The following is a 22492-nucleotide window of genomic DNA, read 5'->3' as shown; positions in this document are numbered from 1 at the left end:
CCTGAAGATGATTCAAAGGCTGGCGAAGAGCGATGCCTGGAAACCGAATCTTTGTGTCAAAAGATGGCTGGCGAAGAGCTGGCTGGGAAAAGAGAAATCACGGTCTCTTCCTGAAAATGACTCAAGCACGGTACTCTGGCAATATTCAGTTGTCAATCACAAATTGCGAGATAACTTAATTTTCATATTGTGTTTTTTTAAAAGTCGATGTTGCTACCATTGAGAGCCAGATAAATACCAACATCATCAACTCTTTCCTTTAGCTTTTCTGCGCAACCCGTTACGATATGTATCGACACGCTGACTGCATGATTCAGACGATACAGAGAATACGGAATTGAAAATGACCCGCGCTGGAATGGATGACGCTTTACTGGATGTACTGCACGAATACTGGGGCTATGCGGAGTTCCGTCCGCTGCAGCAGGTAGCGATGACCGCTGTCCTGGATGACCGGGATTCGCTGGTCGTCCTGCCGACAGGCGGAGGCAAATCGCTCTGTTACCAGGCGCCTGCACTCTGCAGAGAAGGGACCGCCGTCGTGGTCAGCCCCTTGATCTCGCTGATGAAGGACCAGGTCGATGCACTCCGCGTTTGTGGGATCTCCGCGGCCTGTCTCAACAGTTCCCTGGACCAGGAAGAATCTCGCCAGGTCCTGCGCGATGTCCGGGCCGGCAAGATCAAACTCCTGTATGTCGCCCCCGAACGGCTGATGCTCGAAAACATGCTCTGCCTGCTGGCGGAAATTAACCTGTCTTATATTGTCATCGACGAAGCACACTGTGTCAGTATGTGGGGACATGATTTCCGCCCCCATTATCGTGTACTCTCAGAGCTGAAAAACATCTTTCCCCAGTGCGGCATTCATGCCTACACCGCAACCGCTACGGAAGACGTCCGCTCCGATATCGCCGTACAACTCGGATTAAAAACCCCCGAGATCCTCATCGGTTCGTTCGATCGGCCCAACCTGACTTACTCCGTTGCGCGACGGGCAGACCGGTTTAACCAGGTGTGTACGGTATTGGATCGGCATCCTGGAGAACCGGGCGTGATCTACTGTATTTCCCGCGCCGATGTCGAATCTCTAAGCGAATCGCTCAATGACGCCGGTTATGAAACGCGCCCCTATCATGCGGGATTAGAGGATAGAGAACGGGCAGCCAATCAGGAAGCCTTTATCCAGGACCGGGTGGATGTCATCGTCGCCACAATCGCATTCGGCATGGGAATCGATAAACCGAACGTCCGCTATGTGATTCACGCCGGGTTACCCAAGTCGCTGGAAAACTATCAGCAGGAAAGCGGCCGGGCAGGCCGGGATGGGCTCGAAGCGGAATGTGTGCTGCTCTACTCGGAACAGGATGCGATGATCTGGAAGCGGATTCTGGAAGACCAGCCCGATGAATCGAAAGCGAGCGCACTCCAGTCGCTGCAGGCCATGCAGAACTACTGCCATGCCTTTGACTGTCGACATCGTTATCTGATGCAGCATTTCGGACAGGACCTGGAGCAGGACTGCGAAACCGGCTGCGATCTCTGCCGTGGTGATTTTCAAAAAGTCGAAGACGCCCAGGTCATCGGGCAGAAAATTCTGTCCTCCATTTTCAGACAGGATCAGAATTTTGGCGCTTCCTATACGGCTGCGGTTTTGAAAGGTTCCAAAGACAAAAAAGTCCTGGCGAACGGGCATGACAGGTTGAGTACTTACGGCCTGCTGAAAACAGAAAGCCTGGCAACAATCAGGCACTGGATCAACCAACTGGTTTCCCAGGGATATCTGACGAAGACAGCCGAGTATCAGCAGTTGCGTATCACTGCGTCCGGCAGACAACTCCTCAAAGGCGAAGTCACTCCCCAGTTGATGCGAATGACAGAGACCGGCAAATCCGACACGAATCGTCCTGCAAAGAACGATTTATCAAATCTGAACTGGAAAGGTGTCGACCAGGACCTCTTCGAAAGCCTGCGCTTACTGCGAAAGCAGATCGCCGGAGAGAAGGGGATTCAGCCGTATATGGTCTTCGGAGATGCAACGCTTCGGGAACTGGCACGACATAAGCCGCAAAGCCTGCCTCAATTCCTCGAAATCTGGGGCGTCGGACAAAAAAAATGTGACGACTTCGGGCAGCAGTTTCTCGACTGTATTGCTTCGCAGCCGGAAACACATCCTCAATAAGTCCTTTCTCTCGTTATCTTTATGAGAAAGTCTCTTCCACCCCTTGGTAGTTGGCTCCTTAACAGGATTGATCCTTCTTGGGTGTGAGCGTAGCCTGGATTTTCCTTTCCCAATTCCCCCTGAGCCGATTCCTTTTTAGAATTTTTCCACAAAATCGATATGGAAAACTTGCAGGACAGGGGACCGCATTATAGGATCTGATTTATTGAGACTGAGTTTCAATTTCAATCAGCCAGCCAGCAAATATGGTTTTTCTCCATCAGTAGCCAGCCAGCCAGAACCAAACGGGCATTGAAAGATCAGGTGATCTTTCAAATTCATCACACTGGTAAAGACTACACATGTCAGGAGAAACCATGCTATCCCGCTATCGCAAGAGACGCGCCTTCACACTGATTGAACTTCTCGTTGTCATTGCAATCATCGCCATTCTGATTGCCTTGCTCCTCCCCGCCGTCCAGCAGGCCCGCGAAGCCGCCCGCCGTAGCCAATGTAAAAACAATATGAAACAAATCGGCTTGGCGATTCATAATTATCACGATGTGCACATTGCATTGCCCTTAGGAGTTCAGTTCCCAAAGCTTATGGGGCCGCTTGTCGCAATCCTTCCTTACCTGGATCAGGCTAATGCTCAAAATCTTTATGATTTCAGTCTGAGCTACGCTGATCCGTCCAATATTGCTGCTATCAATAAGAAACTCCCCGTATACTTGTGCCCTTCCATGGTTTTACGTCGGCCTGTCCCATATCCAACTTGTGACGATGAAGAAGGGGCTCCCACCAGCTATGGTCTCTCTACAGGAACGGATGAAGAAGGGGATGATGGTCTTTTTGAAGGTCGAGGCGGAATGGGAACATACTATTCTCCTCCCTATATAACTAGAGTCTACCGGTTCCGAGATGTTACGGACGGACTTTCAAATACGATCATGGGAGGTGAATTCAATTACAACCTCAAAGATTATACATGGGGACCTACAACCTGTTCCTCCGATTCAAGTGTAGTTGGAACAGTCCGCTGGGGATATTCACGCTGGGGATCATCCTATCCCGGCGCATCTCTGGGCAATACTGGTGGTCAGTTTAATGCCAAAACCGGAGCTGATATTTCAATCTGGCGCAGCGATCATGTGGGGGGAGCCCATTTTCTCCTGGCAGACGGTTCCGTACATTTCGTGAGCGAAAATATCGATGCAGGCAAACTAGACGCTTTAGCCACTCGTGCTGGTGGTGAAGTCATTGGGGATTTCTAAACAGACCTGACGCAGATTTTAATTTAAAACAAGAGGTCTGATTGACCGCCTTTTTCAGTGTGTACATAAACGATGATTCTTTCAGAGCGAGCAGAGATATACTAATTATGATTGATTATCAAAGATCAATAAAGTCAGTTTTATTATTGGCACCTTTAGTATGCATGAGCTTTAGTTGCAGTGATAGTTCAAGTTCTTCAGTAGAACGCCTCAAAGTATCAGGAACCGTACTCTACAATGGAGATCCACTCTCCAGTGCCAAAATTCTGTTTATCTCTGAAACACCGGAAGGAACCATCAAATCTTCTGGCATCGTGCGACAGGGGATTTATCAGATCCCAGCAGCAGGGGGCCCCGCTGTCGGAAAGGCGCGAGTCGAAATTGTCTCTAGAACTCCAGAGTTAGAAGAAATAACCCAAATTAAGGCAGAAATCAAATCTGGCAAAATGCTTTCTAATCCACTCGATCTCGAAATACCTGATATTTACAACAAAAAGAGTCAGCTGACTGCGTTGATCACAAAAGACGGACAAAACTCCTTTGATTTTAAAATTGAATCAAAATAAACAGCCGCCGCTATATCATTTAACGACTGCGGAGCAAATTCATGAAGTTCTATGACCTAATTCAGAAAGAGTTAAAAAGCTGGGGGCTGGCTGGCCTGATCGTCCTGCTCACGCTCTCTGCCACCATTCAGTGGTCGCCTGCCCGGGATCAACCCAAACTGGTTTCCAGCCCTAATAAGGAAGCGGCCACCCAACTGTACCAGAAAGTCCGGGAAGCCCGGGTCACCTGGCGCGAATTCCCCGGCTTCACAGCCGATGTCGTCGTCCAGTACAATGGTAAAAGTACGACTGGCAAACTCACGGCTGATAAGGACTTCAAAGTCAATCTGACCCTGGAAGATAATTCATTGTCCGAATGGAGTCTGCCTAAACTGAATTCGGTGATCGGTCATCGCAAATTTCGCAAGCAGGAACCCATTCCCGCTACGTTTGCTGACGATGAAGTGAATCACCCTCTGGGCCGACTGGTCAACATTGATGGCAAGAACGTTTCGTTTCGCCTGCAGGATGACGTGATGACCGAAGTCCATCGTCGTTCCGATAAATCCTGGTTCACAATTTCCACACTGGATGTCTGGCGAACGAAGGAAAATGAAGTATTACCCCGAGATACGTCCGTGATTTACCGCGATCCCAAAACCGGGGCCATCACAGGAAATCGCAGCAATACCTTTGCATTCACCCGCATCGGAAACTTCGATCTGCCTTCCAGCATGTTGACCGTGGAAACCGGCGAAAACTTTGAGCGAAATGTCGGCTCAATCAAATTGACAAACCATCGTTTAACGACTCCTGAATCACTCTCAAAGTCTGATTCCAGGTAACATTCGATTCTTCCTACTAACGTAAAAGAGCATCAATATGAAAACGTTTCAATGGACTGCAGCGCTCGTCTGCCTGCTGGCTGCATCAATCACTAACCAGGCATTTGCCCATTTCCTCTGGCTCCTGCCTCAAGCGGATGGAAAAAACAATGCCGCCAAAGTTCAACTGTATTTCGGTGAGGCAGCCGAACCCGATGACCCGGATCTGCTCAAGCCCCTCTCGGGCATTAAAGTCTGGGAGAAAAACGCCAAAGGCAAGCTGGAAACTTACTCCCTCACAGCCGGCGATGACTCACTGTTTATAACGCCGGAACCAAAGGGAGCAGGGCGTGCCGCCTACGGCCTGAGCCACACTTATGGCGTCATTACCCGTGGAGAGAGCCAGTTCCTGCTGCAGTACTATGCCAAAACCTATCCCCGGAAAAGTCAGCGTGTCTGGAGCAAAATCTCCACCACCGAGCAGTTGCCCCTGGATATTGTGCCCACCCTCAAAGGGGACGAAGTCACTCTGCAGGTCAACTGGCAGGGCAAACCACAGGCAGACGTCGAACTCAAAATCATCGGCCCCAAAACCAGTGATTCCACAGTGACCGCAGCCACCAACGCCCAGGGCCAGCACCAGCTCAAACTGGCTGAAGGAGTTTACTCGATCCGGGCCAAATTCGTCGAAGAGAAAACAGGCGAGCACAAAGGCGATAAGTACGACAGCGTGCGTCATTACTCTACATTGACTCTGCCTTATGCCGCAGTCACGGAAAGCAAAAAAACAGCAGAGGCTTCTGCAGCAGAAGCTGACAGCAAATACCCGCAACTGCCCGAAGGAATTTCCAGCTTCGGTGCCGCCGTCAGTGGAGATTATCTGTATGTTTACAGCGGTCACATCGGTCGTGCTCACGCTCACTCTGCAGAGAATCTCTCACAGAACTTCCAGCGTCTGAATCTCAAACAGCCGACCAAATGGGAATCACTGCCTCTCAAAACCCCACTGCAGGGTTTAGCGATGGCTCCCCACGGCGAAAGCGTCTACCGCGTCGGCGGACTCTCTGCTTACAACAAGAAAGACGAAGATTCCCTGATGGAATCTCTGCCAACTGTGGAACGTTTTTCACCTGACAAGAAGGCCTGGGAAGCGGTCACAGCCATGCCCACCGGTCGCTCTTCTCACGATGCGGTTTTCCTCGGCGATCATTTATACGTTGTCGGTGGCTGGACCATGCAAAAAGAAGACGAATCGATCTGGCAGGATGACATGCTGGTCCTCGATGCGACCCAGGAAAAACCAGAGTGGAAATCTATCAAGCAGCCCTTCCAGCGAAGAGCACTCTCCGCCGCTGCACACCAGGGGAAAATCTACGCTATGGGTGGCATCGACGCTGATGGTGACATCAGCCACCAAGTCGACGTCTATGTTCCTGAAACCGGAAAATGGACGAAAGGCCCCGAACTTCCCGGAAGCACCATGAATGGATTCGGCACCACTGCCTGGAGCATTGACGGTAACCTGTATGTGAGTGGAATGGACGGGGATGTATTTCAGCTGGACGAGAAGAATAACAGCTGGAAAAAAGCAGGTACCTTGGCCACACCACGCTTTTTCCATCGGCTCCTGCCTGATGGGAACGGTGGTCTCCTTGCCATCGGCGGTGCTTCCCGCAAAGGACACCTCAAAACGATTGAGCAGGTCAAACTGAATTAGTCGTCGCATTCCGTATGAAGAGACAAGAGCTCTGCTCTGGATACGCCCCATTTCCGGGAGCTCTTGTCTCTCCTCTTTTTTGATACAAACAGATTCCTGTCCGGAGAGTGCGAGATGGAACCTCAAAACATACTGCAGAAAGCAATCGGCCTGTTCCGACAGGGACTGCAATTCCAGGCACTCGAATGGCTCGCCAGACTCCTGCAGACCCAGCCCGACTCTGGTAAAGCGTGGGAACTCAAAGGATTAATTGAAGACTCTTTGAGCTGGCAGCATGTTTCCATCCACTCGCTGGAAACGGCAACCACCCTGATTCCCCTGTCTGCTTCCGGCCAATATGTGCTGGCAAAAAATTATCTGGAAACCGGTAAAATGTCTCTGGGAAGTTCCGTGTTCTCGATTCTGCTGCAACGCGATGATATCCCGGATCAACTTCTGCCGGCCATCGCTGCTTATCTCGGTCGATACCCCGATCTCACCTATCTGGCATTATCCGCCTGTCGCAAAGCAGTCCAGCAGGATCCCGAATGTGCAGATTCCCTGTTGGGCATGGCATACTTCATGGAGAAACTCAAGTACCCGTATCCGCAGACTGCGGGCGTGCTTCGCAAAGCCGTCTCACTTGACCCGGAGAATCGCCACTATCGAATCGCGTTGAGTAACATACTGGTCCAGTCAGGGGAAATGGAAGAAGCCTGGAAAACTGTAAGCGAAATCAGCCGAACCGAACTCAAACAGATCCAGTGTTCCAATTGTCTACAGAAACTGATTCATATTTTTACCAAAGTGGAAGACCACAGTCGCCGTGATTATTGCCTGAACCTCCAGCAGCAACTGTCATCCCGGGACACACAGTCTTCCTTCAATCCCCAGCCGGGCAGTAATTCCAGTCCCTATAATTTTCTGAAACGGTAACGATTCGCAGCCTGCTCGTGGTTGTTCGAGACTGATCCGTTTTCAAAATGCTCCCAGAGACGAGTCGTTATTATGATTTCTCAAACCGAAGCATACGCTCTCAGAGCCATGACCTGCCTGGCATTTCGTTTCCCTGAGTTCATGACGCGAGACCAGTTGTCGCAGGCAGCTGATGTCCCCCATGCCTATCTCCCAAAAATCATGCTGGAACTGAATCGCACCGGCCTGATCCGCTCACAACGGGGGCAGAATGGCGGTTATGCATTGATTCCGACTCCCCAGGAAATCTCGCTTCTGGATGTGATCAAGTCAGTCAAAGCGGGATCTCCCCGTGAACAGTATCCGTGGAATGCCGCGTCTTCCAGCGAAGTCCAGCAGCTCGATCAACATCTGAACCATACTTTTTCACTGCTGGAAACCAGTCTTGAACAGACTTCTCTTGCAGACATCTTTAACATTTCAAATCGACCATCGACCGAGGTACCTGATTGTGTTCAACAATAAACACTGCCTGCTCCTGTCCACCGCCGTCCTGCTGAATGCAGCCGTTCTACAGGCTGCAGACACCTGGACCGGCTTTCGGGGCACAGGCTCAAACATTACCACCGCCACGAACCTGCCTTTGAACTGGTCTCCCGCCCAGGGAATCCGCTGGAAGCAGAGCGTGCCCGGCTATGGACAGTCTTCTCCCGTTGTCTGGAAAGACAGCATCTTCGTGACCTCGATCGCAGGTCCCCAACAGGAAAAATGCTTCATCCACGCCTACGGGCTGGCCGACGGAAAGCTGCTCTGGAGTAAAGAATACCCGGCCAGCCAGACCAAAAAGACTTCGTCCATGGTCTCCCGCGCTGCACCGACACCCACCGTTGACGAGCAGGGCATCTATGCCTTTTTTGAAAGCGGCGATGTCATCGCCTGTTCGCATGCCGGGGAAACACTCTGGCAGCGTTCCCTCGTGAAAGATTATGGACCCTTTGTCAGTAATCACGGCATCGGAAATTCCCTCGCCCAGACGAAAGAGCAGTTGATTGTCCTGACAGCCCATGATGGACCTTCCTACCTCCTGTCACTTGATAAACAAACGGGAAAGAATCTCTGGAAAACGGATCGGGAAGAAGGCGTCGCCTGGACTTCTCCCGTCATCGCCGACCGTGCTGGCAAGCCCGAAATCATTGTCAGTGCCAAAGGCACCGTCACCGGCTACCAGGGTCTGACCGGCGAACTGCTCTGGACGCTGTCCGGCATCAGCGGCAATACCATTCCTTCTGCTTCTGTCTTTGAAGATTATGTGTTAATCGGGGCCGCCACCGATCGTCGCAACCCGGATGCCGCGAACGCCAGTGAATCCAACTGCTGCCTGAAACTGGTTACCAAAGAAGGCAAACCGTCTTACGAAATCGTCTGGAAAGCGGAAAAAGCGGTCTCCTATTACTGCACGCCACTCGCCTTTGAGGGTTGTGCCTACTTCGTCAATAAAGTCGGCGTCGTCTATTGCCTGGACCTCAAAACCGGTAAGCAGCTCTATGCGGAACGACTGTCCGGCCCCTGCTGAAGTTCGCCTCTTGCCGCGGGTGACAAAATCTACTTCTTCACGAAAAAAGGGACTACCGATGTCCTGCAGCCCGGCCCCGAATTCAAACTGCTGGCCTCCAACGAACTTTTCGCTGACGAACCGGAAAAACCAGCGACTGAAGAAAACGCTCAAGCCAAACGTGGCTCAGGAGGCGGCTATCCGCAACTGGGGCCCACCATCTACGGAGTCGCTGCCGTCGATCAGGCACTGCTGATTCGCACGGGCACGGAACTCTACTGCATCGAAGCACAAGGCAAATAACCAGTTCTCCCCTTATCATTGGAATGGCAGATCTCTCCTGAAACGTTCAGGGGAGATCTTTTGTCACTGCTCCGTTTTCACCACACATTATTGCAGTTGACAGCTTCCTGCCGCCCGAGATACTACGCAAACTGTGTCGCGCGCGTGTCCACTTTGCAAAGAACTGCTTATCAGGAATGACTGCACCCATCTGTCTGTTATCCCACTGGGCATTCATTGTTTTTTCTCGACCAGTTAAAGAATGGTCACTGAATTGATCTGCGGATCAACACACTTCCACACACATCGCTCCGGCATCGCTCCTCAACCGGCACAGATCACCACTATATCGCAGCACTTCGCCACATGCCTGTGCTTGACCTGTTGCTGTCCTTAGCGAAAATAACATCCACATCTCAACCTCCTCACCACAACGGTTCCTGGTATCGAAACAGACTACCGGCGGCGTAACATACCCCTGCCGCCGGTTCCCAGTGAATCCACACACAGTCTACCCGATCTGACATTTTCGAGCGTAGATGAAAATCCGGCAGTCGTTCGCCGGCAGCAGTCAGTCCCCCTGATCCTGTTGCCCCACGGCGATCACCTTCGTGGGCACGCCTGGCACAGAGAATTCACCCACCGGGAGCAAGGTCTCCAGTGACAGCGCTTTAACCAGCCCCGTTCCCGGTTCTGACCAGAATGCATAGCGGCCTGCCTGATCGAAAGTGATCGCATGATGCCCGTAATGTCCCTCCACTTTGCTGGCCCCCACTTTGATCGTTTTCAGGAGCCTGGCATCCTGAAAATTCAGGTCACCATCCGGATCCAGTTCAATCACGCTCAGGAATTCATCCTGTTCCAGATCCTGCGAATGATTGTGAAACACAAATGCCAGCCGTTTCCCCCAGGCGGTCCGGCAGACTTCTAAAGAAACAGGCGAGTTCCCCGCCAGCAGGGAGAGGGGCACGGATATCAATTCGGGTGTTTCCCGTTCTGCATTCAGCAGGCACAGGCGTGCTTCCGGCCCCTTGCCGGACACAAACAGGACATAATTGCGATGCGTTGTAAAAGCTCCTGTCCGGTGGGGCTTCTGAGTCTCGCTATCAACTCCCAGTGAAATATGCTGCACATTTACCTGCTGCTGCTCAGAGGGCAGGGGATTTCGATCTGCTTCACACCAGCAGATCCCGTCGGCGGGTGCAAAAAAGACTTTTCCAGAACAGGTCGTCAGACCATGAATGGCCCCCGTGGGCAGTGAAAAGGAATAACAGATTTCCGAATTCCCCTCGGGCCGAATCCGGGTCACATCAATGAGCCCTTTCTCTGGTCCCCCACCGGCAATCCAGGAGGCATAGCCGGTCGTCCCGTCAACGACGGCCAGGGTGATATGCTGCCCGCCGCCTCGATGAAATCCTGCCGCGATCGGCGATTCCGGATGATCTCGATAACTTCGGGGATCAATCCGCGTATACCCCGAATTCCGGTCGTTAGCCAGATAGTAAACACCCTGGTAACAATACAGGTGTGCCGGATTCCCCTGCAGTTCATCCAGTTGCGACTGCACGACGCGTGGCTCGTGTTTGAATTTCCAATGCGCGTGGTCGCCATGCGATTCTTCTTCGACCCCGGTCTCCAGAAAAATCCAGCCACTCTGATTGGCTCCGTCCTCGTGGTCACGCACGCCCACCAGCATCGTCTGCAGCGAACTTTCCATCTGCACCAGATTCTGTTGCTCTGCATCCAGTTTGGGAAAACCGGGAACAACAGACGGACTTGACATTTCCAGGGTCTCTCCCTTCAAAATATCAGCCCAGCGCACCGTTTTCCCTGCATGATCCTGGATAAACAGGCGACAGACGGTCGGCTTGTTTTTCTTTGCTTCAGCGACTTCAGATTTTTTCTTCGTCTGGCTCTCTGTTTCTTCCGGGCCGGCATCCACTGCGTTACACGCTGAAATCATCAATGACATCATGCACAGAACAGAACATCGCTTCCAAAACTCCCAATTCATTTGACACCTCTGTTATTGATTTCAATCTGGTATGTTCACTCTTAACAAAAACTCACACACTCACTGCGAACCCGACTGATACGGGTTCCCCGTCCCTTCCAGAAACTGATACCGGCCCTGTGAAAATTCCACGCACGACCAGAGTGGACCGTCAGCGGTTCCCTGAATCCAGTAAAACCGCCTGCGATTTTGCACTCCGTGATAGATGACCGGTACCCCCGCCACCGCAGGGCTGCCCTGCATCCCGGGTTGCAACTGGAAAAAACGGGATAAGACGGCAGTATCAGATCGGCTGAAGCCTTCTTCACGCTGCCAGTTGAATCCATCCGCCTGAAATGTCTCCGGCGCTTCGAAGCGGGGAACTTCTGATAAAGCAGAACTTTCTTCGGCACAACCTGCTGACAGGAACAGCCCGCATGTCAGCAACAGGCAATGCCGCGTTAACCGACATTGAATTTTGATCATGTAGAACTCTCAATACTTTCTAATTCTCACGTTGAAACAGATTCCGCGTCTCTCAGAATTCGCCAGGCACATTCCCGTCGGCTCGACTGAACAGGTCGCGCAGTGTCTGCAGATGCACATTCTCACTCACAAACCGCACACTTCCGTCACAGAGCAGAACATTGGCGCCGCCAATATGCAGACTGCGTGCTCCGGAAATCACTTCGCCATGATGGGTCACATCCGGGTTGGGTGAATTAGGCGGATAGTAGCCGTGTACGAGCGTGTTATAGCCCAGAGCACGAATCCAGCTTGCCGCACGCCCCCCCTCGTAGCGAGTGGCTGCCCGTCCTGTGAGATCGTCCGCTGACGCAGTGCAGGGACCGCCACCACTCACGCGCTTCATCTGACGATCCGCATCCAACAGCGTCGCTGTATCCGGCCCTCGATCTCCAAACAGAGTTTCCGCCATGAAAATCGTGTTCGAAGTTCCGTCCGTTATGTCACGAAAGCGTGTGGAAGAACCGCGCCAGAACAGTCCGTCATTATCGCTGGTGCAGTACGCCAGATTCTCTCCCGAACCGCCATTCACCAGATAGTTGCTGCCGGCCCAGATTGTTCCATTGTCGTCAGTGTAATACACCGACCCCGCATCACTGGGACACAGGAAGATCGGCAAAGCCTGTTGCGCGACCAGTTCCAGCGCCGGATTGATCGTCGCCGCCCAGGCAGGCCCCGTTAACAGCGGTTCCCGAAAATCGATCAGATCATGCAGATTCCCCTGCTCAAGAAAAGGGAGTAGCTGTGCCGCGGGAGAATAACCATACAGCGAGTCAGACGCCATCAAAGGCAGACGCGAGTGGGTTTCATGATAGTTATGCAGCGCCAGTCCCAGTTGCTTCATATGATTTTTGCATTGAGTCCGCCGCGCCGCCTCCCGCGCCATCTGCACCGCCGGCAACAGTAACGCAATCAGAATCGCAATAATGGCAATCACCACCAGCAACTCAATCAAAGTAAATCCTCTGCGCAAACGTTTCATTTCCCCTCCCGGTCACAGTTATCTATTCACAGACAGAACCACACAGCACGAACCAGATCGGCCGGTTTTCTATCCTGCCCTCAAAACGGGAGTTATCCTATCAGACAAACACTTATTGTAAATGCATATGTATTGCATTTACAAATATTATTCACATATTTTGTTCTCTTTGAATTTCTGATGAATGTCGATCATGAAGGTTGTCACGACTCACCGGTTTGCTGTAAAAGCAGACTGCTGCAGCGTTTCTACAGAAGCAATACAACCAGTTGACGGGGCAGACCGTATCGCTTCTGCCCCAGGTGAAAACGCAGCAGTCATCCATGTCCGTTGATTCAGTCCGCTTGAAAACGCCACGAGTGCCCCATGAAACAGATTACCATCAGACAGGCTGTGCTCTCTGACCTGGATGCCCTCGTGCCTCTGTTCGACAGCTACCGTCAGTTTTACGGACGTCCCAGTGATGCCGCTGCAGTTCGGGGGTTCCTGCAGGATCGCCTCCAGCACGGTGAGTCTGTGCTGTTCCTCGCCAGTGAAGCAGACACCCCGCTGGGCTTCACACAGTTGTATCCCTCATTCTCGTCGGTCTCACTTGCCCAAATCTTCATCCTGAACGATCTGTTCGTCACTCCCGCCGGGCGGCGGCAGGGCATCGCAACCCGACTCATTGCCGCAGCAGCGGATTATGCCCGGAGTGTGAACGCCATACGGCTTTCACTCTCGACAGAGATCACCAATCAAACAGCGCAGGCGCTGTATCAGTCTGTCGGCTGGCAGCAGGACGAACAGTTTCTGGTCTACCATCTGACGCTCTGATGCCCTATCCTTACAAGCTGGATTCTGCCCGTCTCACGCGGAACTCCGTTATTTACGACCCAGTCAATCACGCCCCACTCAACCTGGATCATCCCAGATAGAATATATTGTTCCATGAAAGAGAATCCTTCCAAGCAGATCATTGGCAGTGAAGAATGGTGTGCCTTCCCCGACCTCGGCCTGCCCGCCATCAAGGCCCGTGTCGACTCCGGCGCCAAGACGTCCTCCATCCACGCATTCAACGTCCAGAAATTCCGCAGGCAGGGAGAAACCTGGGTCAGCTTTGAAGTCCATCCGCTGCAGAACAACCGTCGGATCGTCGTCCGCTGCGAACGCCCCATTATCGATAAACGAGTTGTCAAAAGTTCCAGTGGCATCTCGGAAACCCGTTATGTGATTCTGGCAACTCTGAAAATCGGCAGCGAAGCCTGGGAAATCGAACTGACGCTGGCCAACCGCGACTCCATGGGCTATCGCATGCTGCTCGGACGAGAAGCCATGAGCGGCCGCATGCTCGTGGACCCTGCCATCAGCTTCTGCATGGGGCAGGTTTCCGGCGACACACTCGATCAACACTATGGCAAACGCGAACAGGCCCGCAGTGGTTTGAAAATCGCGCTGCTGGCCAGTAACCAGGAACTCTACAGCAATCAGCGCATTCTCGAAGCGGGGGAAGAGCGCGGCCATGAAATGGAATTCCTGGACATTAAACAGTGTTACATGAAACTCGACGCGGTCGAGCCCGAAGCCCACTATCGCGGCGGCTCCATCCTGGACGATCTCGATGCAGTCATCACCCGCATACGCCCCAGTATCACCTATTACGGCTGTGCGCTGGCCCGCCAGTTTGAGAGCATGAGCGTGCTCACCGTGAATAACTCCACCTCAATCACCCAGTCACGCGACAAACTCTACTCGCTGCAACTGATGCTCAAAAGCGGCATCAACATCCCCACGACCGGCTTCGCGAATTCTCCGATCGACACCAATGACCTGATCGAAATGGTCGGCGGCGCACCATTGATCGTCAAACTGCTCGAAGGCTCACAGGGGCGGGGCGTCGTGCTCGCAGAGACCCGCAAAGCGGCCGAGTCCGTGATCAACGCCTTTAAAGCTCTCCGCGCCAACCTGCTGGTTCAGGAATTCGTCAAAGAAGCCGACGGCAAGGATCTCCGCTGCTTCGTCATTGACGGAAAAGTCGTCGCGTCGATCCAGCGCGAAGCCGCGCCGGGTGAATTCCGCGCCAACATCCACCAGGGGGGCACCGCTTCGGTCGTGAAAATCACTCCCACCGAACGCCGCCTGGCTGTCAAAGCCACCAAAGTTCTGGGACTGATGATCGCCGGCGTCGACATCATCCGCTCCAAAAACGGACCTCTGTTACTGGAAGTCAATTCCTCGCCCGGCCTGGAAGGCATCGAAGCTGCGACCGGCAAAGACATCGCCGGCATGATGATCGCCGCCATCGAGAAAAAACTGGAATGGAAACGCGAAATCAGCGGCAAACGCCATAAATGAGAGACTGAATTGCGATGTGAGAGCGTGTCACATATAACAGTCGCGTCTCTCAACCGATTATTCTCGATCCAAAAGCCCCTCAAGATACTACAGTAAAACGGGACACAGCATACAAAACGGACCGATTACTCGGTTGATTTTTCGGTCGGGCTTTCCGTTGTTTAGGCTGCGATACACACCAGCTGTTCCTGGCGTTTGTCGCCGACCTGTTTGCCCACGCGGAGAAAGATTTCGCTGTCCACCACAGCCGGGCTGGCGTAACAGTCGTCTCCCAGCTTGTTGAACGCGACTTCTTTATACCCGTCCGGACTCGCTTCAAACACGAAGGTTTCACCCGACAGGTTCGCAACATAGATCAGACCGTTACACAGAATCGGGGAACCACTGAAAGAACCCCGCAGACGGTTTCGCCAGAGCACGTCTCCCGAGTCGATCGACCAGCAGTACGCGATCCCGTCATCGGTTACACCATACAACTGCCCGCCGTCCACCAGCATGGAGGGCTCATAAATTTTGGTGTCGTTTGACCACAGCAGTTTTCCCTCAGCCGACAGGCAGACGGTCTCGCGTTTGGGATAGCCTCCACTGGCGAAGATCTTATCGGCGCTGGTCACAATCGTCCCACACGTTGCTTCGGCCAGACAGGGGGTATTCCAGATCTCTTTCCCCGTCGCCGGATCATAACTGGCGACCCGGTCACAACCGCTGATCAGTAATTGATCACGGCCCCCGACATAAGCTACTACGGGACTTGAATAGGTACTGACCGCAGGCCGCGAGACACGCCAGGCAATCTCTCCCGTTTTCCGGTCGAGAGCCGCCAGGTAACCGCCGCCCCGGTTGTCCGCCGCGATAATCACGAATGATTTAAAGAGCAGGGGAGAGGGAGCATAGCCGAACTTCGAATTAAAAGACCCCAGTTCTTTCTGCCAGACCTTTTTGCCTTCCAGATCCAAAGCCGTGGCAATGATTTTTCCCGAGTTCAGAAAAACGGCATAGATCCGGTCGCCATCAAACAGTACGGTTCCATTGGCATTGGTCCCTTTTTTGTGCAGTTCACCTGGGCCGGGGAAGCCTCCCTGATGCAGTACCGTTTCCCAGCGCACCAAGCCATCAGACCGATTGTACGCGATGACCATCTGCTCCTGGTCCTGGTCGTCAGCAGTGGCCAGCACAACCATGTCTTCTGTCACCACGGGTGAACTGTGACCGCGTCCGGGAATATCCGTCCGCCATTTGATATCTTTAGTTTCGTTCCACTCGATCGGCAGCCGTTGATCCGGCACATGACCATTGCGATCCGGGCCACGCCAGCCGGGCCAGAGATGAGACAGGTCGGGCAATTCCGTATCTTTTAGAGAGACACCACTGGCTTTCACGGAAATCTCTTCGACCGGGGTCGTCTGCGTACAGCCGGCTACCAGCAGCATTCCCAGCAGGAACCATCTGTGTGTCATGCGAACCATACGTGAATCCCTCCGTGATCAAGTTGAGTGACAGCAAAAACGAATCCCGGAACAGACAACCTGCATCCCATCCGGCTGGCACTCACTCTGCCAGGGTGGCAGAATGAGTGATCTTCCAGAATTCGTATTTCTTCTGCTTATAGTTTTTTCAGAAAGACATTCTTGAAACGAATCTCGCCGCCATGTGTCTGTAACTGAATCGGACCCGTTTCGTAAATCGGTTTGTTCTTCTCATAATAATTATCCATCTTTTTGTTGTCTACCACCAGTTGATCATTCATGTAAACGGTGACCTTGTCCCCTTTCATGATGATCCGGAAATGATTCCATTCACCAAAGGGTTTGTCGGCATGAACGAGGGGATATTTGCCTTCCCCCTGATTATTAAATAAACCACCCGATCCCAGGTTGGCTTTGCGGTCCCATTTACCGCCTTCTTTGGTGGTATCCCAGATCTGCACCTGAGGTACGCCACGCAGATAGATCCCACTGTCGGCTAATGCGACGGTTTTATAATCGAGCAGCAGCTCGAAATCGCCATAATCTTCGGCTGTCGTCAGGTAAACGCCATGCCCATCGTTCACCAGTTCGCCATCTTCTACCGACCAGTGTTCCAGCACATCTTCCCAGTTCTTCTTCAACAACGCTTTCCGCTCGGCTTCGGGCATATTTCTGACAGCCTCAGGACTTTTTTTGACCTGATGATAGTTCATGCCGATCCAGCCGGAGAGATCTTTCCCGTTGAACAGCGCAATAAAACCTTCCGGCGGCTCATTCTTTGTTTCCGCCTCTTTTTTATCACCGGCAAAACCGGCGGAACTCCCCAGCAGACAAAGCACCAGCAGGGACGAGAGACTCTGTTTGATAAACGACGATCGATTCATTATTTGTTCCTCATGTTGTTCGCTGCAGCTCAACAGCGCATAAAATCAGACCAGTAGGAGATTCAGCAACCTTCCTAAGTAATTACTCTAATCAGGCCCACGAGGAAATACAATGTGCGGGCAGAAAACAGGGCCAAATTTCAGAAACAGCAGTACTCACCGAATAAGAGTGGCCCAGCCTCTGCCGCTGGTCCATTAACGCATCACCCAATACCCCGGAAGAGGTTTTTGAACTGACTCCCCTTATCTGGCCCACCTGCAGTGAGAAGGGAAGTGTTTTTTAAACGTTGTTACAATACGCGCTCCCGTTGGTGGGCATGCCGCTCAAATCTCCTGCATCGACAGACTGGAAGTAGGGATGAGCACTGACCTTCCGTTTATTTAATAAAGAATAGAAATTAGTTGACATTCGATTAGATTCTGCTTATAAATATTTATATACATTGGCAGTTGCTCGCCTTGCTCATCTCTCTCCGATTCATTTTCTGCAAGGGTATTGGTTCATGAAAAAAAGTTACTCACGTGGTTTTACCCTGATTGAGTTACTGGTTGTCATCGCAATTATTGCGATCCTGATCGCCCTGTTGCTTCCCGCTGTCCAGCAGGCACGCGAAGCGGCCCGTCGTTCCACCTGTAAGAACAATCTGAAACAGATGGGCCTGGCAATCCACAACTATCATGACACGCATCGTGTTTTTCCCCCTGGTGATATTAACGCCGGAGCAATCAATTCCGCCAACTGGGTCGCTACGGGACTGGTTCGCAATCATACGATGTATATGATGATTCTCCCCTTTCTTGATCAGACCAATATTTATAATTCGATCAACTTCGAAGCGGCCACAGGAGTCTGTGATGTCGACGGACGCGGGGGCGGAGGCTCTCAGCCGACTGCCACCGACCATAACATCGTGATTTTCCGCTGCCCTTCAGATCCGGGCATGACCAATCAGGCATTAGACCCTTATACTAAATCTGGAACAGGGCATTATGCCTGCAACAAGAATCACCGTGTCAGTTACGGGATTGTTTCAAACACGATTGAGAATTCGACCACGCAAACCTATGCCGGTGACACTGATCTCAGAAAATCCGCCTGGGGACATAATGGGGCAGCGAAACTCAGTGAAATTACTGATGGATCCAGTAACTGCATCATCATCCTGGAGACGCCGATTCAGAAATCAAGTAATGACTATGGACCTTTCTGGAGTCATTACAATCATACCAACTGGATCACGCCCAGTTATGGAAATTTTGGAATCAATGGCTATCCTGCTTCGCAATATGTTTACGCATTCGGCGCTGGCAGTTTGCATGAAGGGGGCGCTCATACTCTGCTCGGCGACGGAAGCGTCAGATTTCTCAGCGAAAACCTGGATATCAACACTTTGAAAAATCTGGTTTCCATCAGAGGCGGTGAAGTGATCGGTGAATACTAGCACCGATTCATTCTTGATTCACTGATTTTCCCTCTCCATTGAAATTACCCATCAAGCATTCCGGAAATTCATCTCGGAAGGCGCTGCAACTCTGAGGAACACGATAAATGCATCATATGAAACGGTTCGTCTCTACCTGCTGTCTGCTTATTCTCTGTATTGGTCTCTTTTCCTGCGGTGCTGGTGGCTCGGGTGTCCCTCGGGAAAAAGTATCCGGTAAAGTGACACTCAACGGGGAAGCCCTTGATAACGCGATCATCATCTATGAATCTGCAACCGGCGATTCCTCGCATGGTGTCACCGATGCCGAGGGGCGTTATGAGATGAAGTCAAAACAGGACGAACCGGGAGTTCCCGTTGGATCGTATGTCGTGAAAATTATCAAGACGGAGGGAGAGGTCGCTGGCCAGGAATTAATCCCCGCAAAATATAATGCCAGTTCGGAACTGAAGGCAGACGTCAAAACGGGTGAGAACGAGTTTAACTTTGAACTTCAAAACAAATAACCATTCCTGCATCCTGTACCTCGGAACTGAGGAAGCTTTTCGTTTTTTGCACGACGATTATTATGGTCGTTTTATGCGCTTTGTCCGCGTTCACAGTGCTTGAGTGCTGCAGCCGGGATGCCCGCTTTCCGCTCTTCATACTCCCTGCCTGCCTCTATTCGCTGACCTGTTCAACTCGTTTAAAAGCAACGGGACGCTTTGCAGAACAGTGTCCCGTTGCTTTTCCTGACCGGTAATTCAAATCTCTTTTGAGAGTTAATGAGCAGACAGTCTAATCTGGAATTTCCGGCTCGACCAGTTTTGCCAGATGAACCAGCGAGTCCTGCCAGCCCAGATAGCAGCCTTCCACGGGTATCACCTCGGGAATCCCTGACTGCACGATCTTGATCTCCGTCCCACATGAGACCTGTTTCAGATCGACAGTCGTTTTCATTTCTCCCGGCAGGTTCGGGTCATCAAATTTCGCTGTATAACAAATGCGGCTAGCAGGGACCAGTTCGAGATAAGTGCCCCCGAAATAATGGCTGTTCCCGGTTGTGAAATTCGTAAATGACATCTGATACGTTCCTCCCACCTGGGCATCCATCGCGTGAACGCGGGCAGTAAATCCATCGGGCGGCAGCCAGCGCGACCAGGCGTCTGCCTCCAGAAAGGCACGGTAGATTTTTTCCGGTGTCGTACGCAAAACACGGTGTAACTGGACGGAATTGTTTGACATGACTTTATTTTCCCTCTTTAATTGATGTGTGAAACGGATCACTGCCTGGTGGCAACATGAGGTGGTCGTATCAGAGTCACCCGTTTCGACAAGGATTCGCAAAAATCATGATATTTCATCATCTTTCCCGTGGGAAAACAATTCGTAAGAGAAAGCCATCGCATAATGAAATCCAGATGTATTGAAACACAGTCTCTGTGGTTATCAGGATTGGCATGTTTTATCACAATCGCCCTCGGCACTCTTAACACGGCGACTCAGGCTGCTGAACCGGCATCCACAGCCCGCTATCAGAAAATACTCTTCCTGGGAAACAGTATCACACTGCATGGCCCTTCCAAAAAGATTGGCTGGGAAGGGAACTGGGGCATGGCAGCCAGCAGTCGGGACAAGGATTACGTCCATCTCGTTACGCGTTCGCTGGCGAAATCCTCCGGAACCGACCCCACCATGCTGGCAAAGAATATCGCCGCCTTCGAGCGACTGTACGCGACTTATGACCTGCAGGAACATCTGCAGGACGCCCTCGCATTCCACCCCGATCTGGTGGTGCTCGCCATTGGAGAAAACGTACCGCAGCTCAAGACGGCAGAAGCGCAGGCGACGTTTCAGGCCAGCGTGGAAAAACTGCTCAAGCAGCTACAGTCCGACAACCAGCCGACCATCATTGTCCGCAGCAGTTTCTGGCCCGATCAGAAAAAAGACGATGCGTTACGCCAGGCCTGTCAGACAGCAGGTGGAATTTTTGTTGATATCAGCAACCTCGGCAAAGAAGAAAAGAACTATGCCCGATCAGAACGCGATTTCCAGCACGCCGGCGTCGCAGCGCATCCCGGCGACCAGGGCATGCAGGCCATTGCCGCTGCAATTCTGAAAGCGATTCAGAACAAATGACAGATAAGCTCAAACGGATGGCTTCACAATTTAAATTTCTGCTTGTCAATCCCGTACTGTTTCATCTTTCGCAGTAATGTCCGCCGGCTGATCCCCGCTTCCTCAGCGGTCTCCGCCACGCGCCCCGCGTGTTGTTTGAGTTTAGCCTGCAGATACTCCCGTTCCAGTTCTTCAATCACCGGATCCAGGTTCTCCTGCAGAGACCGGCCCGGATCGACACTGTTCCGCCATGCTGCCTGCTTTTTATGTTCGCGCGTCTGCGGAGTCTCCACCAGATTTGTATTCCGCAGCTTGTCGAAGTCACGGGCCGTTAACGCAGACTGCGAGCGTTCCAGCACCAGTCGTTCACTGAGGTTTTCCAGCTGGCGCACATTGCCCGGCCATTCGTATTCCAGCAGTGCATCCAGAAAACTGTCGGTAAAAATGGGCGGCTCCAACCCGTAATGTTTTGCCAGTCGCGTGGTGAAATGACCGAACAGCAGATACACATCTTCCGGACGCTGACGCAGGGGGGGGACATTCACGCGAATGACATCCAGGCGATAAAACAGATCCTCCCGGAAGTTTCCGTCGCGCACGGCTTGATCGAGTTGCACATTCGTTGCCGCCACGATCCGCACATCGATCTCTGACTCCACCCGGCTGCCCACCGGGCGAATCCGTTTTTCCTGCAGCATGCGTAACAGGCACTGCTGCGCTTCGGGAGGCATGTCGCCGATCTCATCCAGAAACAGTGTCCCTTTATTCGCATGCATTACCAGTCCTTTCTTGGCCCGGTCCGCTCCGGTAAACGCGCCTTTCTCATAGCCGAACAGTTCGGAATTGATCAGGTCAGGGGGGATGCTCGCGCAGTTCGCTGCTACGAATCGCCCCTCGCGCCCGGATCGTCGATGCACGGCCCGCGCCAGCAGTTCCTTGCCCGTGCCCGTCTCTCCCACTATTAAAACAGTCGCATCGGTGGGCGCGACACGCGTGCAAAGTTCAAACAGCCCCCACATCTCCGTGCTGCGGCTCAACATCGATTCAAATCGTGAACCTTTGCTGCGTTGACGACTCTGCTCATGCATGCGCGGCAGAAACTTCTGATTCTCGAGGGTCGCTGACACCGCTTCTGCCAGCTTCGACTCCTGGCGATGCAGCACGACATCATGCGCGCCCGCCTGAAAATAAGTCCGTACCGTATTCCCCTCCGCCTGGGGTGCCCATACCAGCACTTCCGTCAAGGGCCATTGACTGCGCAGAGAAAGAATGACAGCCCGCGTCGCGTCATGATCCAGGGAGACCGTGTGAATGACAAACAACCGAGGCGGACGCGGGAACTCCGTGGTCAGTATCTGCTCTGCCGCAGGTAACCGCAGCAGTTCACAATCCAGCGACTGCAGCGCTCCTTTGGAATTGCGGTTTTGCAGGCTGCAGACAATCAATGGTTTTTGCATGTCATCTCCCGGGACGGCATTGATTGAGATTCTCGTAGCGCACGCGATCTCAACCAGCAAAAACAG

20 protein-coding genes are annotated in these 22492 nt (G+C 52.3%); 13 read left to right on the top strand and 7 right to left on the bottom strand.

Annotated elements, in window-relative coordinates; all coding sequences use genetic code 11:
- The first annotated feature begins 343 nt into the window (after positions 1–343).
- The 8 genes from recQ to AACZ40_RS01785 all read left to right on the top strand — a co-directional run bounded on the left by recQ (position 344) and on the right by AACZ40_RS01785 (position 8985).
- Entirely contained in the window at positions 344–2179 is a 1836-nt protein-coding gene (gene recQ / locus AACZ40_RS01820) for a DNA helicase RecQ (RefSeq protein ID WP_291170571.1), read from the top strand.
- Positions 2180–2535: 356 nt separating this feature from the next.
- Positions 2536–3432, top strand: coding sequence for a DUF1559 domain-containing protein (locus tag AACZ40_RS01815; protein ID WP_291170569.1), 897 nt, complete (start codon positions 2536–2538; stop codon positions 3430–3432).
- A gap of 107 nt (positions 3433–3539) precedes the next feature.
- Positions 3540–3998, top strand: a complete 459-nt coding sequence (locus AACZ40_RS01810; protein ID WP_291170568.1) for a hypothetical protein — start codon at positions 3540–3542, stop codon at positions 3996–3998.
- A 41-nt stretch (positions 3999–4039) separates the two neighbouring features.
- The gene (locus tag AACZ40_RS01805) at positions 4040–4822 is read left to right on the top strand and encodes a DUF3386 family protein (protein WP_291170566.1); all 783 of its coding nucleotides are present in this window, start codon (positions 4040–4042) and stop codon (positions 4820–4822) included.
- 37 nt (positions 4823–4859) lie between these two features.
- Positions 4860–6518: a DUF4198 domain-containing protein gene (locus AACZ40_RS01800; RefSeq protein WP_291170564.1), complete on the top strand. Its 1659-nt coding sequence runs from the start codon at positions 4860–4862 to the stop codon at positions 6516–6518.
- 114 nt (positions 6519–6632) lie between these two features.
- On the top strand, positions 6633–7433 hold the full coding sequence (locus AACZ40_RS01795) for a hypothetical protein (protein WP_291170562.1): 801 nt from the start codon (positions 6633–6635) through the stop codon (positions 7431–7433).
- A 72-nt stretch (positions 7434–7505) separates the two neighbouring features.
- Positions 7506–7937 carry an Rrf2 family transcriptional regulator gene (locus AACZ40_RS01790; RefSeq protein ID WP_291170561.1) on the top strand — a complete coding sequence of 144 codons (432 nt, stop codon included), beginning with the start codon at positions 7506–7508 and terminating at the stop codon, positions 7935–7937.
- Positions 7924–8985, top strand: a complete 1062-nt coding sequence (locus tag AACZ40_RS01785; RefSeq protein WP_339672968.1) for a PQQ-binding-like beta-propeller repeat protein — start codon at positions 7924–7926, stop codon at positions 8983–8985. The genes AACZ40_RS01790 and AACZ40_RS01785 overlap by 14 nt, the downstream gene beginning before the upstream one ends.
- Before the next feature lie 832 nt (positions 8986–9817).
- Here AACZ40_RS01785 and AACZ40_RS01780 read toward each other — a convergent pair.
- From AACZ40_RS01780 to AACZ40_RS01770, 3 genes are all read right to left on the bottom strand, one after another.
- The gene (locus tag AACZ40_RS01780; RefSeq protein WP_291170559.1) at positions 9818–11209 is read right to left on the bottom strand and encodes a hypothetical protein; all 1392 of its coding nucleotides are present in this window, start codon (positions 11207–11209) and stop codon (positions 9818–9820) included.
- Positions 11210–11320: 111 nt separating this feature from the next.
- Entirely contained in the window at positions 11321–11725 is a 405-nt protein-coding gene (locus AACZ40_RS01775) for a hypothetical protein (protein WP_291170557.1), read from the bottom strand.
- Between the two features lie 52 nt (positions 11726–11777).
- Entirely contained in the window at positions 11778–12746 is a 969-nt protein-coding gene (locus tag AACZ40_RS01770; protein WP_291170556.1) for a DUF1559 domain-containing protein, read from the bottom strand.
- A 366-nt stretch (positions 12747–13112) separates the two neighbouring features.
- Between AACZ40_RS01770 and AACZ40_RS01765 the strand changes: the two genes are divergently transcribed.
- Complete coding sequence (locus AACZ40_RS01765; protein WP_291170554.1) at positions 13113–13562, top strand: GNAT family N-acetyltransferase; 450 nt, start codon at positions 13113–13115, stop codon at positions 13560–13562.
- Positions 13563–13676: 114 nt separating this feature from the next.
- Complete coding sequence (gene rimK / locus AACZ40_RS01760) at positions 13677–15080, top strand: 30S ribosomal protein S6--L-glutamate ligase (protein WP_291170553.1); 1404 nt, start codon at positions 13677–13679, stop codon at positions 15078–15080.
- A gap of 161 nt (positions 15081–15241) precedes the next feature.
- On the opposite strand, the gene AACZ40_RS01755 is transcribed toward rimK, so the two are convergent.
- Both AACZ40_RS01755 and AACZ40_RS01750 read right to left on the bottom strand, forming a co-directional pair.
- A complete protein-coding gene (locus tag AACZ40_RS01755; RefSeq protein WP_339672964.1) occupies positions 15242–16546 on the bottom strand; it encodes a PQQ-binding-like beta-propeller repeat protein in 1305 nt (434 codons plus the stop codon).
- A gap of 137 nt (positions 16547–16683) precedes the next feature.
- Positions 16684–17430 carry a DUF1080 domain-containing protein gene (locus tag AACZ40_RS01750; protein ID WP_291170550.1) on the bottom strand — a complete coding sequence of 249 codons (747 nt, stop codon included), beginning with the start codon at positions 17428–17430 and terminating at the stop codon, positions 16684–16686.
- 503 nt (positions 17431–17933) lie between these two features.
- Between AACZ40_RS01750 and AACZ40_RS01745 the strand changes: the two genes are divergently transcribed.
- Positions 17934–18872: a DUF1559 domain-containing protein gene (locus AACZ40_RS01745; RefSeq protein WP_291170548.1), complete on the top strand. Its 939-nt coding sequence runs from the start codon at positions 17934–17936 to the stop codon at positions 18870–18872.
- A gap of 107 nt (positions 18873–18979) precedes the next feature.
- Positions 18980–19378: a carboxypeptidase-like regulatory domain-containing protein gene (locus AACZ40_RS01740; RefSeq protein WP_291170546.1), complete on the top strand. Its 399-nt coding sequence runs from the start codon at positions 18980–18982 to the stop codon at positions 19376–19378.
- 271 nt (positions 19379–19649) lie between these two features.
- Here the strand turns inward: AACZ40_RS01740 and AACZ40_RS01735 are convergent, their stop codons facing one another.
- Positions 19650–20096, bottom strand: a complete 447-nt coding sequence (locus AACZ40_RS01735; RefSeq protein WP_291170544.1) for an SRPBCC family protein — start codon at positions 20094–20096, stop codon at positions 19650–19652.
- 165 nt (positions 20097–20261) lie between these two features.
- Between AACZ40_RS01735 and AACZ40_RS01730 the strand changes: the two genes are divergently transcribed.
- Positions 20262–20990, top strand: a complete 729-nt coding sequence (locus AACZ40_RS01730; RefSeq protein WP_291170542.1) for an SGNH/GDSL hydrolase family protein — start codon at positions 20262–20264, stop codon at positions 20988–20990.
- Between the two features lie 23 nt (positions 20991–21013).
- On the opposite strand, the gene AACZ40_RS01725 is transcribed toward AACZ40_RS01730, so the two are convergent.
- Positions 21014–22426 (bottom strand): sigma-54 dependent transcriptional regulator, encoded by a 1413-nt coding sequence (locus tag AACZ40_RS01725; protein WP_291170540.1) that lies wholly within the window; start codon positions 22424–22426, stop codon positions 21014–21016.
- Between the last annotated feature and the right edge of the window lie 66 nt (positions 22427–22492).

This window comes from uncultured Gimesia sp. (assembly GCF_963972345.1).
GTDB lineage: Bacteria > Planctomycetota > Planctomycetia > Planctomycetales > Planctomycetaceae > Gimesia.
This window is presented reverse-complemented; position numbering and strand designations above follow the sequence as displayed.

Excerpts from the sequence above, each read along its gene's own strand:
- AACZ40_RS01730 (WP_291170542.1), top strand. The coding sequence starts at position 20,262 with ATGAAATCCAGATGTATTGAAACACAGTCTCTGTGGTTATCAGGATTG.
- AACZ40_RS01795 (WP_291170562.1), top strand. The coding sequence starts at position 6,633 with ATGGAACCTCAAAACATACTGCAGAAAGCAATCGGCCTGTTCCGACAG.
- AACZ40_RS01740 (WP_291170546.1), top strand. The coding sequence starts at position 18,980 with ATGCATCATATGAAACGGTTCGTCTCTACCTGCTGTCTGCTTATTCTC.
- AACZ40_RS01770 (WP_291170556.1), bottom strand. The coding sequence starts at position 12,746 with ATGAAACGTTTGCGCAGAGGATTTACTTTGATTGAGTTGCTGGTGGTG.
- AACZ40_RS01775 (WP_291170557.1), bottom strand. The coding sequence starts at position 11,725 with ATGATCAAAATTCAATGTCGGTTAACGCGGCATTGCCTGTTGCTGACA.
- AACZ40_RS01780 (WP_291170559.1), bottom strand. The coding sequence starts at position 11,209 with ATGATTTCAGCGTGTAACGCAGTGGATGCCGGCCCGGAAGAAACAGAG.
- AACZ40_RS01810 (WP_291170568.1), top strand. The coding sequence starts at position 3,540 with ATGATTGATTATCAAAGATCAATAAAGTCAGTTTTATTATTGGCACCT.
- AACZ40_RS01750 (WP_291170550.1), bottom strand. The coding sequence starts at position 17,430 with ATGAATCGATCGTCGTTTATCAAACAGAGTCTCTCGTCCCTGCTGGTG.
- AACZ40_RS01805 (WP_291170566.1), top strand. The coding sequence starts at position 4,040 with ATGAAGTTCTATGACCTAATTCAGAAAGAGTTAAAAAGCTGGGGGCTG.
- AACZ40_RS01765 (WP_291170554.1), top strand. The coding sequence starts at position 13,113 with ATGAAACAGATTACCATCAGACAGGCTGTGCTCTCTGACCTGGATGCC.
- AACZ40_RS01800 (WP_291170564.1), top strand. The coding sequence starts at position 4,860 with ATGAAAACGTTTCAATGGACTGCAGCGCTCGTCTGCCTGCTGGCTGCA.
- AACZ40_RS01790 (WP_291170561.1), top strand. The coding sequence starts at position 7,506 with ATGATTTCTCAAACCGAAGCATACGCTCTCAGAGCCATGACCTGCCTG.
- recQ (WP_291170571.1), top strand. The coding sequence starts at position 344 with ATGACCCGCGCTGGAATGGATGACGCTTTACTGGATGTACTGCACGAA.
- rimK (WP_291170553.1), top strand. The coding sequence starts at position 13,677 with ATGAAAGAGAATCCTTCCAAGCAGATCATTGGCAGTGAAGAATGGTGT.
- AACZ40_RS01725 (WP_291170540.1), bottom strand. The coding sequence starts at position 22,426 with ATGCAAAAACCATTGATTGTCTGCAGCCTGCAAAACCGCAATTCCAAA.
- AACZ40_RS01735 (WP_291170544.1), bottom strand. The coding sequence starts at position 20,096 with ATGTCAAACAATTCCGTCCAGTTACACCGTGTTTTGCGTACGACACCG.
- AACZ40_RS01745 (WP_291170548.1), top strand. The coding sequence starts at position 17,934 with ATGAAAAAAAGTTACTCACGTGGTTTTACCCTGATTGAGTTACTGGTT.
- AACZ40_RS01815 (WP_291170569.1), top strand. The coding sequence starts at position 2,536 with ATGCTATCCCGCTATCGCAAGAGACGCGCCTTCACACTGATTGAACTT.
- AACZ40_RS01755 (WP_339672964.1), bottom strand. The coding sequence starts at position 16,546 with ATGGTTCGCATGACACACAGATGGTTCCTGCTGGGAATGCTGCTGGTA.